Source organism: Umezawaea sp. Da 62-37, assembly GCF_032460545.1.
Taxonomy (GTDB): Bacteria; Actinomycetota; Actinomycetes; order Mycobacteriales; family Pseudonocardiaceae; genus Umezawaea.
On the sequence record NZ_CP135965.1, the window covers coordinates 4,191,014 to 4,206,641 of the forward strand.

17 protein-coding genes and 1 pseudogene are annotated in these 15,628 nt (G+C 68.8%); 10 read left to right on the top strand and 8 right to left on the bottom strand.

Translation table 11 applies throughout. The features are described from left to right. The first annotated feature begins 3 nt into the window (after positions 1 to 3). The 10 genes from queC to RM788_RS18695 are packed head-to-tail and all read left to right on the top strand — an operon-like array spanning position 4 to position 7,926. Complete coding sequence (queC, locus tag RM788_RS18650) at positions 4 to 708, top strand: 7-cyano-7-deazaguanine synthase QueC (RefSeq protein WP_315932970.1); 705 nt, start codon at positions 4 to 6, stop codon at positions 706 to 708. 15 nt (positions 709 to 723) lie between these two features. After that, positions 724 to 1,689, top strand: coding sequence for a reverse transcriptase domain-containing protein (locus tag RM788_RS18655; RefSeq protein ID WP_315934675.1), 966 nt, complete (start codon positions 724 to 726; stop codon positions 1,687 to 1,689). Between the two features lie 5 nt (positions 1,690 to 1,694). Further along, positions 1,695 to 2,252 carry a formylglycine-generating enzyme family protein gene (locus RM788_RS18660; protein ID WP_315932971.1) on the top strand — a complete coding sequence of 186 codons (558 nt, stop codon included), beginning with the start codon at positions 1,695 to 1,697 and terminating at the stop codon, positions 2,250 to 2,252. Beyond that, positions 2,249 to 2,716 (top strand): DUF6884 domain-containing protein, encoded by a 468-nt coding sequence (locus tag RM788_RS52985; protein WP_399344004.1) that lies wholly within the window; start codon positions 2,249 to 2,251, stop codon positions 2,714 to 2,716. Before RM788_RS18660 ends, RM788_RS52985 begins: the two co-directional genes overlap by 4 nt. Continuing rightward, positions 2,713 to 3,777, top strand: coding sequence for a glycosyltransferase family 2 protein (locus RM788_RS18670; RefSeq protein ID WP_315932973.1), 1,065 nt, complete (start codon positions 2,713 to 2,715; stop codon positions 3,775 to 3,777). The genes RM788_RS52985 and RM788_RS18670 overlap by 4 nt, the downstream gene beginning before the upstream one ends. Beyond that, positions 3,774 to 4,751: a radical SAM protein gene (locus RM788_RS18675; protein ID WP_315932974.1), complete on the top strand. Its 978-nt coding sequence runs from the start codon at positions 3,774 to 3,776 to the stop codon at positions 4,749 to 4,751. Before RM788_RS18670 ends, RM788_RS18675 begins: the two co-directional genes overlap by 4 nt. Next, complete coding sequence (locus RM788_RS18680) at positions 4,748 to 5,311, top strand: phosphoribosyltransferase (RefSeq protein WP_315932975.1); 564 nt, start codon at positions 4,748 to 4,750, stop codon at positions 5,309 to 5,311. Before RM788_RS18675 ends, RM788_RS18680 begins: the two co-directional genes overlap by 4 nt. After that, on the top strand, positions 5,304 to 6,440 hold the full coding sequence (locus tag RM788_RS18685; RefSeq protein WP_315932976.1) for a glycosyltransferase family 4 protein: 1,137 nt from the start codon (positions 5,304 to 5,306) through the stop codon (positions 6,438 to 6,440). The genes RM788_RS18680 and RM788_RS18685 overlap by 8 nt, the downstream gene beginning before the upstream one ends. Before the next feature lie 20 nt (positions 6,441 to 6,460). Next, positions 6,461 to 7,297, top strand: a complete 837-nt coding sequence (locus RM788_RS18690) for a 5'-3' exonuclease (protein ID WP_315934676.1) — start codon at positions 6,461 to 6,463, stop codon at positions 7,295 to 7,297. A gap of 5 nt (positions 7,298 to 7,302) precedes the next feature. Then, complete coding sequence (locus RM788_RS18695) at positions 7,303 to 7,926, top strand: PIG-L deacetylase family protein (RefSeq protein ID WP_315934677.1); 624 nt, start codon at positions 7,303 to 7,305, stop codon at positions 7,924 to 7,926. Between the two features lie 42 nt (positions 7,927 to 7,968). Here RM788_RS18695 and RM788_RS18700 read toward each other — a convergent pair whose 3' ends face one another. From RM788_RS18700 to RM788_RS18735, 8 genes and pseudogenes are all read right to left on the bottom strand, one after another. After that, the gene (locus RM788_RS18700) at positions 7,969 to 9,360 is read right to left on the bottom strand and encodes a helix-turn-helix transcriptional regulator (protein WP_315932977.1); all 1,392 of its coding nucleotides are present in this window, start codon (positions 9,358 to 9,360) and stop codon (positions 7,969 to 7,971) included. Between the two features lie 148 nt (positions 9,361 to 9,508). Further along, positions 9,509 to 10,339 (bottom strand): phosphotransferase enzyme family protein, encoded by an 831-nt coding sequence (locus tag RM788_RS18705; RefSeq protein ID WP_315932978.1) that lies wholly within the window; start codon positions 10,337 to 10,339, stop codon positions 9,509 to 9,511. Between the two features lie 70 nt (positions 10,340 to 10,409). Further along, positions 10,410 to 11,714, bottom strand: a complete 1,305-nt coding sequence (locus tag RM788_RS18710; protein ID WP_315932979.1) for a helix-turn-helix domain-containing protein — start codon at positions 11,712 to 11,714, stop codon at positions 10,410 to 10,412. Between the two features lie 63 nt (positions 11,715 to 11,777). Next, positions 11,778 to 12,137, bottom strand: a complete 360-nt coding sequence (locus RM788_RS18715) for a hypothetical protein (protein ID WP_315934678.1) — start codon at positions 12,135 to 12,137, stop codon at positions 11,778 to 11,780. A gap of 14 nt (positions 12,138 to 12,151) precedes the next feature. Next, complete coding sequence (locus tag RM788_RS18720; protein WP_315934679.1) at positions 12,152 to 13,174, bottom strand: NsdA family TPR-like regulatory protein; 1,023 nt, start codon at positions 13,172 to 13,174, stop codon at positions 12,152 to 12,154. A 78-nt stretch (positions 13,175 to 13,252) separates the two neighbouring features. Further along, positions 13,253 to 13,435, bottom strand: a pseudogene (locus RM788_RS18725) (multiprotein-bridging factor 1 family protein); the annotation flags it as partial. A gap of 145 nt (positions 13,436 to 13,580) precedes the next feature. After that, a complete protein-coding gene (locus RM788_RS18730) occupies positions 13,581 to 14,744 on the bottom strand; it encodes a hypothetical protein (RefSeq protein WP_315932980.1) in 1,164 nt (387 codons plus the stop codon). Then, entirely contained in the window at positions 14,741 to 15,607 is an 867-nt protein-coding gene (locus RM788_RS18735; RefSeq protein ID WP_315932981.1) for a thiopeptide-type bacteriocin biosynthesis protein, read from the bottom strand. The genes RM788_RS18730 and RM788_RS18735 overlap by 4 nt, the downstream gene beginning before the upstream one ends. Between the last annotated feature and the right edge of the window lie 21 nt (positions 15,608 to 15,628).

Sequence of the window (15,628 nt, forward strand, 5' to 3'; positions counted from 1 at the left end):
GCCGTGTCGATCGACCACTCCGCGCACCGCCATCCCCAGCACGCGGTCGTCATCGCCTCCGGTGGCTTGGACTCCACCGTGCTGGCCTACTGGCTGGCAGCCCGTCACAGCCGCCTGACCCTGGTGTCTTTCGACTACGGGCAGCGGCACCGCGTCGAACTCGACCACGCCGCCGAGATCGCCCGGCTGCTCGACAGCCCGCACCGCGTCATCGATCTCACCAGCCTGGGCGCACTGCTGACCGGTTCGGCCCTGACCGATGCCTCGGTGGCGGTGCCGGACGGGCACTACACCGACGAGTCGATGGCGGCCACGGTGGTGCCCAACCGCAACGCGGTCATGCTCGACATCGCCGTGGCGATCGCCATCGCGGTGCGCGCCGACGCGGTCGCCTTCGGCGCGCACGGTGGGGACCACACGATCTACCCGGACTGCAGGCCCTCGTTCGTGGAACGGTTCGCCCGCAGCGTTCAGGCGGCCAACGAGGGCCTGCTCGCACCAGGTTTCCAAGTACTCGCCCCATTTCTGACGCTGACCAAGACCGACATCGTGCGTCTCGGGCAAGCGCTGGCAGTGCCGTTCGCCAGCACGTGGTCCTGCTACCGGGGCCACCAGATGCACTGCGGCACCTGCGGCACCTGCACCGAACGCCAGGAAGCCTTCCGTGACAACGACATCGCCGACCCCACCGTGTACCGGGCAGCGTAGAGGGGTGTGGTGATCATGGACGTGGACGCCACTGGGCGGGGGCTTGAGCGGGGCCGTCTTTCCTCTGGGCACAGCTCGCGCGTGTTGGGGTGCGAGCCTGACGTCGGTGGCCGGGGGATCGTGCCTGCCGCTCAAGCAGACCGGAGGCTAGCGCACCCGCACGCTATGCCGCTACGCGCCTCTGTGCAGACGCATTCGCTGATGCCGTTGCTGGACGTGAAACATCTCCGCACGGCACTGCGGCAGTGTGGCCGGCGCGCCTCGGCACCCGGCGCGGACAAGATGACGCTGGCGGAGTTGCGTCGCCGGTCGGGCGAACTGTTGCCTCGGCTGGCCGAGCAGTTGGCCGAGGGCGCGTGGCAGCCAGGGCCCTTGCGGCAGGTGGGGTTCCCGACTTACACCGGCAAGCCGATGGCGGTCTTCGTTCCCACGCTGATCGATCGGGTCGTGCACCGCGCGTTGCGCAACGCCATCGAGCCGATCTTGGAAGCCGGTGTGCTGCGCGATTGGGTGTCCGGGTACCGGCCCCGCCGCAACCGCATCACCGCGCTACGCCACGCCGCCGCCCACATCGAGGCTGGCCTCCGAGCGGTGGCCGACGTGGATGTGGCGACGGTGTCCGAGGGCGCCTCGGTAGAGCAGGTCGTCGACTGGTGCGCCGAGCACATCCACGACGGCAGCTTCCTGGACCGGGTCCGCACCGCTCTCACCGCGATGCCGCACCCCATCGCGCCCGGTTCAGGACTCGCACCGACGTTGATCAATCTGCGTCTGTCCCGCCCCGACCGGCTCATGGACGAGCTGGCGGTGGTGCGGTTCGCCGACAACTACGTCGTCTTCACGGCGGACGAAGCCGAAGCCCGGCGCGCCTTCACGGCCATCCGTGACGCGCTCGCCCGGTTCGGTCTGCGCCCCAACGACGCCAAGAGCCGAGTGCGACCACGCGCGAACGTCGAAGACCTGTTCCTGATCGGGGGTTGACCAAGGTGAGCATCGAGTGGATCGAGGTGCCCGGCGGAATCTGCGCGTTCGGCGATGAGGCTCGGTCAGTCCCGGTGGGCACGCTGTTGTGGACGCGCACCCCGATCATCCGCGCCCAACTGCGCGGTGAACGCGGTGGTGAACATGGCGCGCTTCCGGTTACCGGGATCAGCCACGCCCAAGCCATCGAGATCGCGCAAGCCTTGGGAGGCCGACTGCCCACCTCGGCGGAGTGGGAGTGGATGGCGGGCGGCCCCTCACGGCGACGCTGGCCGTGGGGTGATCAGGACTGGACCCCGGAGTTGGCGAACCTGCGCGACTCCGGCCTCGATACCACCAGCCCGGTCGACGCCCACCTCGCCGGGGCGACCCCGGAAGGGCTGGTGGACGTGGCGGGCAACGTCTGGGAGTGGACCGCCCGCGCCACGATGGGGTGCGGCGTCACGCTGCGCGGCGGCTCCTACGCCTCGCCCCTGCTGTACGCGCGCACCACGTTCCTCAACGCCGCGCCCGCCGAGCTGGTCTCGCCGGGCATCGGGATGCGGGTGGTGCGCCACCCATGACGTCCTCATCCGCCGGCGGGCTCGAGCCCGAGCAGGGACTGATTGTCGTGTCTTGCAGCCGGGAGAAATTGGTCACCAGCAGCCCGGTTCCGGCACTGGAGCTGTACCAGGGGGCGCTCGTTCCCCTTCTGCGGAACCACCTCGCTCCCATTCACCGGGCACGGGTGCGCGTGCTGTCGGCTGAACATGGCCTGCTTCGGCCCGAAAGCCTTGTCGGCACCTACGAGCACAAGCTGCGCTCCCGCGGCGAGGCGCTAGCCCTCCAGGCCCGCGTGGCGAAGCGCCTGACCGTCGACCTGCGCGCCGGGGCTTTGCGGCACGTCCTGGTGGTACTGGAGCCCCTGTACGTGACCGCCGCCGAGTGCCTGTTCGACTACGCGCCGCCGCTGGCGTTGACGCTGCTGCCCAACCCCGGCGACTGGTCCGGCGCGAACGCGGTGCTGACCCGCTGGGGCTGGCTATGACCGAGCCCGCAATCGACACCACGACAGTGCCCCTGCGCGAGGAGCTGCTGCGACACGGCAACAACCACCGGTCCAGCACCCACGCCTGGGAAGCCGTCGCCGACGGGATCGGCTGGCACCAACCGACTCCGTCGGACTGCTGGCTCGCGCCGTCCCGCACGATCTCCGTGGTCATCCCCGCTCACCAGGTCGGCTACAGCCTGCCCACCGTGCTCGACGCGCTGGAGTCCCAGCACCACCACTACGAGTTCGAGGTCATCGTCGTCGACGACGCCAGCACCGACGACACCGCCCAGGTCGCCATCAGGCACCGGGTGGTCGACCGGTTCGTGCGGCTGCCGCAGCGGATGGGCGCGGCCACCGCCCGCAACATCGGCACCGCACTCGCCCAAGGGCAGACGGTGCTCTACCTCGACGGCGACATGGTGATCCCTCCGCACGTGATCACCGACATCGCCACCCGCGCCACCGAGACCAGCGTGCTGCTCGGGTTCCGCCACCACGTGCGCTACGAGGTCCATTCCCAGGACCCGGCCATCCTGGCTCGTATCCCGAACCTCGGTGCCGACCACCGGGTCGTGTGGCGGCCACCCGCGAACACCCTGCTGCCCTACAGCGGGATCACGCTGCCCGAGCCCCTGGACGGCCGCCCGCTCGATGACACCCACGACTTCATCGATCTCGGTTACGGGCAGCGCTACTACGACTGGGACCTGCCCAGCACGGTCAGCACCGCGCTGGCCGCCGCGCCCCGCGCCGCCGTGCTCGACGTCGGTGGTTTCGCCCAAGGGTTCGGCAGTCTGGGCCGGGGCATGGAGGACACCTACCTCGGTGCGTGTCTGGTCGCCGCCGGGCTGCTGGTGATCCCGCTACGCCAAGCCGTCGGGTTTCACCTCGATCCACCGGATGCCGCCGAGCAGTGGCAGCACAAGCTCGCCAGCCGGCCGCTCATCCTCGCCCGCTACCGGGAACTGCTGGAGCTGCCCGTCCCGCGTGGCCGCGCCCAGGACTTCATCGCCGCCATGACCGACCTGCTCACCTACTGCGAGGAACGCCCATGACCACGACTTCCGCGATTACCGCGCGCGGTTCGGCACGCCGCACGGTCGCCTGCGGCACACGAGGCGGGATCGGTGTCGTCCACGACCCGCTCACCGGCCTGACCCATCGCGCCGATCACCCCCTCCTGCCCGGGCGCACCACCATGAGCACCGACGGCGTCACGGTCCTGCCCGACGTTCACCCCGGCGAACTGGGCGACACGATGCCGGTCAGCGTGTGCTGGTCGCCCATCGTGCGCTGCAACCTGGCCTGCCCGCATTGCCTGGACGACAAGACCGTCCCCGAGTTGAACTGCGGCGAGCGCGGCGAGGTCGCCACCAGGATCGCGTCCTCGGGCGTGCTCGGGGTGGACGTCTCCGGCGGCGAACCGCTGCTCATCCGAGAACTGCCCACCCTGCTCGACGTCCTCGTCGACGGCGGTTGCGCGGTCAGCGTCACCACCAACGGCAGCCACCTTCCCCGCCGCGCCGAAGCCCTCGCCAGCCGCGTGGACGCCATCCGAGTCAGCTTGGACGGCCCAGATCCCGAGCGGAACGACCGATGGCGTGGCGAGGGCAGCTTCGCCAAGGCCGTCTCCGGAATCCGCGCCGCCCTCGCCCACGGCATCCCCACCCAGATCCAGACCGTGCTCATGCGCTCCACCATCGCCCACCTGCCCGCTCTGGTCGACCTGGCCGACCGGCTGGGCGTCCACGGCGTGACCGTTCTGCAGTACCTGCCCTTCGGCGAGGGGGCCGCGCTCGCCGACGTCGAGCAGGTGCCCGACGACCAGGCCCACGACCTGATCGCGGCCCTGGCACCAGCCCCGGTCGCCGTGCGGCTGCGCACCCGCGCCGACGCCGCCGGATTCACCGTCGTCCGCGCCGACGGACAGGTCTGGCGCAACACCACCGACGCCACCGCCATCGCCGCCCTGCGCCCCCTGACGGGCCCCGGCAGCCTGGCTCTGACAGGACGGGACGGCTCGGCATGAACCACACCGCACAGCGCGTGTTCGAGCACCAGCGCATCTGGCGGGTCACCCCGGACGCCCTCCGCGAAGCCTGCCTGCTGCTGTTCGCCGCGATCAGCCACGACCACCCGAAAGTCGACCACGTCGTCGGCATCGCTAACGGCGGAGACGCCCCCGCCCGCGTCCTGGCCAGCCGCCTCGGCGCGAAGGTCAGGACCGTGAAGGCCCAGCACAACGCCGACGCCGGGCTCTACCGGCAGGCCACCGGCAAGGTCACCGTGGACGTTGACGGCTTCCGCCGCGCGCTCGGCGGCAAGAAGCTCGGCGGCACCGTCCTCGTGGTGGACGACATCTGCGGCAGCGGCGCCACCCTGCACAAGCTCCGCAACGTGCTCACTCCGGTCCTCAACCCGGATGCCCGCGTCGTCACCGCGACGTTGTGTCTGAACACCGGCGCGCAGACCGTGCCCGACTACTCGGTGTGGACCGTGTCGGACTGGGTCAGCTTCCCCTGGGAGAAGCGCCCAGCCCAGCCGACCACAGACATGCCGCTACCCGAGCAGGTGACCAGCCATGCTTGACGCCAGCAGGCCGCTGACCATCGCATTCGTCCTGGCCTCCTACACGCGCGACGCCCCCGCCGGGATGGAGCGCGCGACCGCCGCCCTCGCCCGTGGGCTGCGCCAGCTCGGACACCGCGCCCTGATCATCACCGCCTCAGCCCCGGCCGAAGGGATCACGGCAGAGGAGGACCTGATCGTGCTCGGCTCGGTCGGGGTCGACTTCCCCACCGAGGACAACGACCTGCGGAACGCGATCAGCACCCACGGCCAAGACCGCATCATCGCCAAGGACCTACGGCGCCTATACCGCCGCCACCGGGTCGACATCGCCGTATACGTCGACGCCCTGTGGGGACTCGGTCGGCTCGCCCCCACCTACGAAGGTGTGCGTTCGGTGCTGGCGATGCACGTGATCGGCCACGACGAGGACCTGCGCCCCGCTCTGGAACGCGCGGACGTGGTGATCGCACCGTCCGCCACCGTCCTCGCCCAAGCTCACGACCGCGGCTTCGACAGCGCCGGCTGGACGGTGGTGCCCAACGCACTGCTCGCCGAGCACACACCGCCCGACCCCGAGCACCGGGAACGCCTCCGGCACCGTGGCCTCGTGCGAGTGCTGGCCCGACTCGGCCCCGAGAAGAACGTCCACGCCCTGCTGGACGCAGGCCAGCTCGTCGAGCACCCCATCGAGATCGTTCTCGCCGCCGCCGGGTTCGAGCAGCACCTCGGTGCGCAGGCCGCCGAGTACCGCCGCTGCGACCATTCCGCCGCCCGGCTGTTCAAGGGCAGCATCCACGGCGACGGTCTGCCGTGGGATCAGGTCCAGCCGTGGCTGGCCGAAGCCGCCGTGATCATCGTGCCCTCGACAAAGGAGACCTTCGGGCTCGTCGCGCTGGAGGCGATGAGCGCGGGCACCCCGGTCATCACCTTCGACGTCGGCAACCTGCCCACGCTCGTCGGCACCGGTGAGGACGCCGGAGGGATCGTGGTGCCCGCCTCGCACGGCGAGTTCGGCCTCTGGAGTGCCGCCGAACTCCTCCTCGACGACCCGGTAGGCTACGCAGCGCTATCACGGGCTGCGTACTACCGCTCGCGGGACTATATGCCCACCACAGTCGCCCACGACTTCATCAAGGCGGTGCGCTGATTTCCACTGTCCCTCTACTGCTGGTAGACGGCCACAACCTGCTCTGGCGCGGCGCGTTTGGGTTCCCAGCGCCGATCCACTCCCGCGACAAGACCCGCGAACTCACCGCCGAGTTCGCCTTCTTTGCGCTACTGCGCGTGGCCATCCGCGACGAGTTCTCCACCACCCCGCCCGAGGTTCTCGTCGTGTTCGACGGTGAACACGGCGCAGTCGAGCGCCAAGCCGCTGACCGTGACTACAAAGCCAACCGGACCGTCGACGAGGACGCTCTCAAGCCCATCCGGGCCATCCCGCACGTCCAGGCCGCGCTGAACGCCTACGGACTGGCGTGGATCGAGATCGACACCGCCGAAGCCGACGACGTCATCGCCACCCTCGTGAAACACACCCGCCACGACGATCCCGACCGCGAGTTGTGGATCATGTCCGGCGACCGCGACTTCTACCAACTCCTGGACGCCAACGTGCGGGTGCTCAACACCGCGATGAAACGGGGGCACCGCCACATCGGACCCGTCGACGTGTGCGAGCGCTACAACGTCTCACCCGAGCAGTGGGCGGACTTCCGCGCCTTGACCGGCGACCCGTCCGACAACATCGCCGGTGTCAGGGGCATCGGGGCGGGCACCGCTGCCAAGCTCCTGGCCAGCGGTCTCGTGCTCGACCGGCTTCCCGACTCCGGGCGACTGACCGGAGCCAAGGGCACCGCCGTCACCAATGCCTGGGACCAAGTCCTCGGCTGGCGCGACCTCATCAGGATGCGAACCGACCTCGACCTCCCGCTCTTGCCCAGCGGCCGGTGCAGCCCAGCCTTGCCCACGCCCGCCGAAGTCATCGACAAGCTCGGCCTCTGGTGACGCCGATGGCCACATTCACCCCACCCGGTTCCGTACTCACCGTGATGGCCCACCCCGACGACGCCGAACTCTGGGCGGGCGGAACGCTCGCGTTGTGCGCCGCCGCCGGAGCCGCCACCACCATCGCCGTGCCCCGCCATCCCGAGCCGCGCGCAACAGAAGCCGCCGCCGGCGCCGCAGTCCTCGGTGCCGGGCTCTACCAGATCGAGCACGCCACCGCGGCGGCCCTGGGCGAGCTCCTGCGCGAGACCCGTCCCGAGGTCGTCATCACCCATCCGCTTCGCGATGTGCACCCCGACCACCGACACATCGTGGAGGCCCTGCTCGATGCCCTGCCCGAGGTCGTCATCGCCACCGGGTACCCGCGACGGGTCTACACGACCGACAGCTACAACGGTCTCACTCTCGACGGCCCGGTCTCCGCGCACACGATCGTCGACATCACCGACACCTGGGGCGCCAAGCGACGCGCCGTGGCCGCACACGTCTCACAACCCGTCGCCGAGCACTTCGGGCCGATGGCCGAGACCCTCGCCCGGCTCTGGGGCGCGCGCATCGGGGTCGCCTACGCCGAGAATTTCATACCGCTTCCCGTCCTTGGTCGCCTTCCTGCCGCCACCGCACTGTGACACGGCCGCACGGCTGTGGCGTGCCAGAACCAAGGCGGCGGATCACGGCCCCAGAAGGTTCCGCCGGTCTCGCAACGCCAGACGGAGCAACGTCAACGAACTGGCCGAGAGCCGAGGCTCCAAGCGGTCGATCGCTTCGCTGGTGAAGGGCATGTCGGCACGGCCGCCTTCGCCGATCACGCGGCCCTCGTCGTTGGTCGCGACCAGGCCGGTGAACAACCGGTCGAAGACTTCGTCGTCCACGACGGCGACCGTGCGCTGGCTCGCGCCCAGGGTGAGGGCGTCCATGACCAGGCCGTAGTGCCAAAGCCGGAATCGTCCGTCAGCGCGAGCACGGTCGAGGGAGCGGAATGGTTCCTGCTCGGCGTAGTCGATGGAACCGGCCCCGGCCCCGTCGTGTTCGGGATTACCGAGAAACTCCTCGGAGTACTCGCGCATGATGTTGCGCCACAAGGAAAAGTCGTTGTGCACGTCGACTGCGGCGAGTGACGAGGGCTGGAACTCGCCGGAAGGCATGACGGTGCACATGCCACCGCCATCGGCGACGGCGCGGCCGTCACGCTGGTGCATCATGCACCTGTGCTCGCCCCGCCGATCCTTGCGGATGGTCAGGGTGCTGATGCCGGGTGACATCAACATCCGGGCGGGGTCGAACGGGTCGCCGATCGCCGAGCGCAGCGGCAGCGCGCTCCAGCCCGGAACAGATCCGCCCGAGGCCAGCCAGGCAGCCTTGAACTCGTGGGCGAGGCATTCCTTGATGTCGAACACCTCGAAGAAGGTGGTGGTCCCGAACGTCAACTCCAGCCCATCGCGCTGGGACACTCCCAGCAGGCGGTAGCTGAGGCGGTTCTCCAGCAGCCGAGGCCGGACGAGGTCGCGCACGGCTCGGCTGTAGCCGGCGTAACGCTCGCCGCGGGCGGTGAGCGGCAGGACATGGTCAACCGGCTCAAACCTCGGCACCGGCCGCGCGGTGTCGGAAAAGTTCAGCAGCACCGAGTCCAGTTCCACGGGGCTGTCCAACAGCCAGTCGGGACCGGTCAACACATGGCCGCCGGGTGCACGTTGGCTGGCTGGATACAGCCACGCGGCCAGTTCCGCCAGTTCACGCCCCCGCACGCCAGCAGCGCGTCGGACCCGAAGCCACTCCTGCTGACTCTGCCGGACATGTTCGGCGATGTCGGGCCCAAGGGGGTCGCTCGCATCGACCGGAGCGGCAGATCGCACCGCTTCACCGGACAGGAGAGCGTCGAGCTCGTCGGCAGATACCTCCAGCGCCTTCGCGATCTTCGGCCGCATCCACGGTTGAGGATCCTGCGTTCCTCGTTCCCATCGACCGACCGTGGACAGCTCGACACCGATCTCGCGGGCGAACGACTCCTGGGTGAAGCCCAATGCTTCTCGCCGCCCCGCCAGCCGCTCTCGCCGGTCCGCCATTCAGTCACCCCCACGTCGAATCATCACCATAGCGGGGACACGATCCACGCAGGTCAGAGGCCACAATGCGTCACCCGGACGGGCTGATCCTGCGGCAGATTCCGATCATGGAAGCGGCGAGTCGCGATCTTGATGGGTCGGCGCGGACTCAGAAGGCCGACCACGACCAGGGCCGGTCGATCTCGCCACGCAAGCAAGCGACCCGATGCCGAGCCTCCTTCGCCGCCTTCTGATCGGTGGCGCCTTTGCCGAGAACGAAGGCGGTCCACCGCAGTTCTCTGGCCGTGGCCAGCGTGCGGTAGCCGGACCAGGTGGTCATGTCGAAGCCGCCGTATGCGCGGACGAAAGCGTGGTAGTCGGTTTCCGTGATCCTAGCGAAGTCGGTGTAGTCAACGGCCAGGGAGACCAAGTCCCATTCGCGAGGCCCGACGCCGATGTGGTCGAGGTCCAGCAAGACGGGGGCGCCGCTGGCACTCGGCACGACCACGTTGCCCTGCCAGGCGTCGCCGTGGATGACGCACCGAGGCAATCCAGGGACCGCTTCCGCGTACTCAGCGCGCAGGCGGTCCAAGAGGTCCAGAAGCCACGCTCGATCCTTCTCGGGCAGGGCGGTTCCGTTGTCGATTGCCTCGCGCAAGCCCTCGAAGGGGTCGACAACCGGGTAGGAAAGCGATTCAGGTACGTCCAAGCTGTGAAGTCGGGCCAGTACAGCGCCCAGTTCTGCTGGCGTGGCATGGCGGTGTTCAGGCAGCCGTACCCACCACGTGACGGGCCGATCATCGACCACCGTGGGCTGGTCGATGTGGTCGAGGGCGTGCACGACCGGGATTCCGGCCTCGGCCAGCCATCGTGAAGCCTGGACCTGCCGCGCTGCGACAAGCCGCGACCCCGGCGGACCTACGCGAGCGACGACATCACCAGCCAGCCGGTAGAGGACGTTCGTACCATCACGGATCAGCATGGCGTCCGCGGTCGGCACGCCTGCCTTCCTACCCGCTGCCGTCAACACCTCACGTGGATCTCGGGGCCCATCAGGGGCAACGTCCACGTCAGACATCGCTCATAGCCGACGCCACGAAGTCCGAGAATTCGGCCACATCCGGGATCGACCGGTGACGGTCGCACGCCCGGACGAGCTTGGTGAGTTCGTCATCCATCCGCCGAGAGTTCAAGATCGCGGCGTCAAAGACGGCCTGGCGTCCGATATCGACAGCTTCACGGGGGTCGCCGACCGTCATGTGCAACGTGGCCAAGCGGGCCCTAGAGAACGTCCGCGAGCGCGGATACGCATCGCTGTGCAGTGCGATCGCGGTCGTGAGACGTTCGCCGGCATCCCCCGGCTGCTTGTTCGCCACAGCCAGGGGAGTCAGTGCTCGCGCGCTGCTGCCCGCGTGCTCGGCCTCGTCGTAGTAGACCAGCCACGGTGGATCCGTCTCGGCTTGCTGCTGGGCGAAATGCTGGTCGGCGCGTTCCACCTCGGCTCGTGCTTCGTCATGGCGGTTCACCATCGCCAGCAACCGCGCGCGAACGACGCCGATCATGGCCCTCGCCGTGGCGGTGAGCCGGTCCGCTCGGACCTGGGCGAACTCGATCAACGACAGGGCCCCGTCCAGGTCTCCCAGGTAGATGGCCTGGCGCGCCATATCGGCCAAGGTCGCCGCGCGTAGTTCCCACGAGCCGCCCTGCTCGGCGCACCACAGACCGAACCGGAAGCATCGGGCAGCGGCGTCGTGATTGCTGACGTCGAAGGCCGAGAACGCGACAACTCCCGCCAGGTTCCCCACTGCCTCGAACAGGCCCGCTTCGACGGCCGTGCCGGCCTGCGCACCCAGCAAGCGGCTCGCCCACCGCAGGTGCGCAGCTCCGGCCTCGCCCGCCATGCCGCCGCCGTAGAGGTTCTCGCTGGCGGCGAGCGTGGCGGTCATGAGCTTGATCTGCCCGACCTCGGCCCAACCGACGCGCCTCGGCGGCTGCACGAGCAAGGTCAGCGGCTCGAGAAACCGGGCCGGGTCCGAACCCATGTCGACGCGCGCGTTCGGGTCGTATGCGGGCACGATCGAGGCTGACGAGCGCAGGGCCAACGAGGTCTCGTCCACTTGCGCGGAAGCATGTTGCCCGATGCGGCGGGTGGACGGGGCGGTGACCGAGCCCTGCCCGAGCATGACGTCCAAGTCATCAAGGGAAACAGCAAGGGCTTTCGCGATTCGGGGCCTGCGCCAGGGTTGAGGCGTCAGGACACCGCGCTCCCACCTGCCGACGGTCGAGAACTCCACACCGACGGCGGTGGCGAAACTTTCCTGGGTGAAGCCCATCACCTCACGTCGACTCGCGAACGCTTCACGCCTGTCGCCCACGCCGTACTACCTCACTCCACCCGGTGACACGCCAGCGCCGATGAACTGAATCCGTTGCTCTTTCTAGAGATCCTGTTCGATGCGCTCGAAGATGTCGGCGTCCGTCGCCTTCTGCCAGTCCGGCAATGCGTCCCAGTCCGCGACGTAGGAGGGTTTCGGCTCGGGGAAGTGCTTGAAGATCTGTCCGACCCAGCACAGCGCCACGAAACGGCTTTTCTGGTCGCGAGTGAGCTTGGTGGTGGCACCGTCGGTGGCCTTGACGAAAGCGAGGACCTGGTCGTACACGGCTGCGGCGGCGCTGCGCTCCCAGTCGGGCGTGTCATCCCAGGGCGTGACGTAGCCGGGCTTGGGCTCGCCGGGGTAGTGCTTGCCGACTCCGGCGATCCACGCCTCGCGGAACACGCGGCCACGGTCGTCCTGCATCTTGTTCTCCTTCATCACGCGGCGCGGGTGCCGACGAGGTCGGTGATCTCGGCGTCGAGTCGCCGGATCTGCTGGTCGGCAAGCAACGGGGCGAGGTGCGGTTGAAGGCCGCGCAGCTTGCGGACCACCACCCCGGAATCGGTCTGGCGCGCGGTGGCCAGGACGGCGTCGGCGTAGGCGACGACCTGGTCCGGGTCGCGCCGGTGCACTCCGATCATCGCCAGGTCGGTCAGGACGCCGGCCTTCCGCCGAGCGGTCAACGTGCCGTTCAGGGCGTCGACCAGGGCGGCTTCGGCGAGGTCGGGGCGGCCGAGCGTGATATAGCAGGTGCCGCGTTCCTCGGCCAGGCGGGAGCCGTCGAACCGGAGCCAGCCGCCGTTGTGCACCGGCCCCCGCAGGTGCTGGACCTCGGCGGCGGCGTCGAGGGCCCGTTGGCAGGAGTCGAGGTCGCCGAGGCCGGCGAAGGTCTCGGCCTGCACGACCGCGATCCAGTGTCGGGTCGACAGGCCGGGGTCGCCGCGGCGGGCGAGGGTGGCGGCCATGTCGAGCATGGGCGCGGCCTCGGCGAACCTGCGTTCGTAGACGGCGATGAAGGCGTGCCTGGTCAACGCGCACGCCCACAGGTCCGACGCCGTGGCCTCCCTGCTTGCCGTCCCTGCCAGCGCGTAGCAGTGGGCGGCGTCGGTGTACCGGTCGCCGTCGAAGAAGATCTCGCCCGCCAACTGGAAGAGGTCGGCGGTCAGCTCGCACAGCCGCTGCCGAATGGTCGGGGTCTGCGGCCGTCGAAGGGACTCGGTGAGCACGTCGAGCTGGGCCCGTACCAGCGGCAGCACGTGGCTTTTGCTCGGCGACAAGGCGAACACCCGCCAGAGGTGGGAGTTGAGTTGGTCGAACTCGGCCGCGCCAGCCGCGTCCACCGCACCGGTGTGCGCTGCCGCGACGAATCGGTCGGCATCGCCGAGAGCCGGCTCGCCAGCAGGCAGGGCGAGTAACGCGCCCGTCACGCTGAACAAGCGCAGCAGGTCGCGACGGTTCATATCGTCGGCCTCCGCAGGGTCGGGTCGTACAACGGCAACGGTAGAAGCTTGCCGGGTCGGCGTGAGCAACGCACCTAGCTCGTCCAAGCTCACACCGAGCGCCTTCGCGATGCGCGGTCTGCGGTACGGCTGAGGGGTGAGGTCGCCGCGCTCCCAGCGACCGACCGTGGAGAACTCCACCCCCACCCTCGACCCGAAGCTCTCCTGGGTGTAGCCCATCTGCTCACGCCGCGCAGCGAAGGCGTCTCGTCGATCACCCATGAACGTCACCCCCACCACCTCGGTCACTTGCCACGATAGCCAGCCAGCGGTCAAGGCCGATCACCCACTCGGCGAGCTACACCCGTTCGGACTACCACCTTGCGTGAGCTATCGTTGCTGGTCAAACACGGTGCGGGGCGTCCATTCAACATCGACTCCTGTACTGCGCGGCGAGGAGAACGTCGAGTTGTTCGCTGCTCATGGCTATTGATGCCTGTAGATTGTGCAGCAATTCGACCGGCATCATTCCCTGCCTGAATCCAGACTCCCGCACCACAGAGGACAGAACGCGCGCGTCTGCCGTGGTCATCGCCGAGCGGCATGGCGCGAAGCCAAGCACCTCGGAAGCGACATTGGCATCCGCGATACTGAGCGCCTCGCGGATGACTTGACCAGCGACCTGTGCTCGATGAGCGGGGATGACCGCGAGGTCGACGACGGCCAGGCCAAGCCGGGACCGGAACGCGATGTGCTCCGGTTGCGCGGGAAGGCATAGGTAAGCCGTGACCATCATGGCCGACGAGGTATCCGCTGTTCGGTTCGCCGAGCGCAGGCAGAGGGTGCGCAAGCAGGTGAGGACCGCTTCTTCCCAGGGTTCGACGGGTGTGCTGTCGTCGAGCATGGCGAGGGCGGTGTCGGTGTGCCCGAGGCCAGATCGGGCCAGGATGACGACCTGACGGCCGTCCAGCATTCGCCGTCCCAAGCCCTTGTGGTGCTCGATGTGCTGGAGCGCGTCCTGCCATCGACCGGCTTGGGTGAGTGCGCGTGTGCCGTCGGCGAGCAGCACCGTCCAGAGGAATTTGCGCAGTACTTGACGGTCTTGGGTAGTCGTGGCGAGATGTCCTAGGTCGACCTGCCGACCGTTGATCATCACCGATTCTTGGCTGTTCAGCGCATGATAGGCAGTTTCGTAGATCTCGTAGGCGCCGTCACCGTCACCGTTGCGGCTGGCGAGGCGCCCGAGGTTGACGATCGGCTGGAGCGCCAACTTGGCGGCCTTGGCGGTGAGCGGGGCCACTGCGGCGAACCGGTCGAACTGTTGCCAGCACCACTGGCGGGCGAGGTCGGGCAGGCCGCAGTCGCTGGCGATCAGTGCGGCTTTGTTGAATGCCTCGGCGGCGTTGGTCAACCGTTCGTCGTCTGGATGTCCGTCGACGGCGGCGAGTGCCAGGTCGTGGACTTCGGCGACGCGGAGGGTGAGCGGGCGTCCGGGTGGCTTGGGACGTGGAAGGAGCGGGAACCTCGTCGCCGGATCGGTGGGCCGCGCCGGGGCCGCCTGGGTGTGTGCCTGGTCGGTGGCTGCGTTCACTCGGCGGACTCCTGTGGGTCGAAGACGACTGCCTTGGCGGTGTGGGCCAGCAGGCTTTGGGTGGTGTGGGAGAGCCCGAGTCGGTTCCAGTGGAAGATCACGTGATGAGCGAGAACGGCGCGGGTGCCGCGGCGCAGCGCCCCGGTATGGGCGAGGTCGCCCAGGACTTGGCCGCAGGCGGTGAAGCCGGCTGCCCAGTTTCCGAGGTTCGCGAGGGAGCCGGTGGGGCCGAGTAGGGGGCCGGCGGGGTCGGCGTCCACGGTCATGAGCCGTCGTAGTTGAGCGTGGAGGTTGTTCGCCCGGTCGTCTGCTGTGGCGGGTGGTGCTGGTCGCATGTCGGCGACGCGCGCCCAGACGTCTCCTTGTTCGTACCAGTCCTGGTGCGCGCCGTGCAGGAGGTTTCGGCACAGCAGGATCGACAGCTCGCGACGTCGATCTCGGCGATTCTCCGGTGAGGCCGCAGTCAGCTCGGCGAGATGGCCGAGGACATGCACGCTGTCGAGGTGGAACAGGTCGTGGGCCGCGATCATCCCCTCGGGGCCGCCGAAGGCGTGCACCTCGGGCTCATAGATCGTGTCGGTCCAGCCCTTGATGTGCCCTCCTTCGGCGAGGGCCTCGAGCCGACGATGAACTCCGGCCGTCGTGTCGGAACCGGTGCCAGCATGGGAAGGCAGGAAACGCAGGCGCCAGCAGGGATTCTTCCGGATGAAGAACCACGACGTGATCACGCCGGAGCGCTCAAGGTCGGTCATCGCGGGCCCGACGTGGACAGCGCCGATCCGTTCGGCGGTGGTGTAGTCGTCGAAGTGGACGAACACCTGCTGCCATGCCTGCTCGGGCACGTTCGGATCGTCGTGGTCCATGTCCTTCAGTTCCGTGGTCGG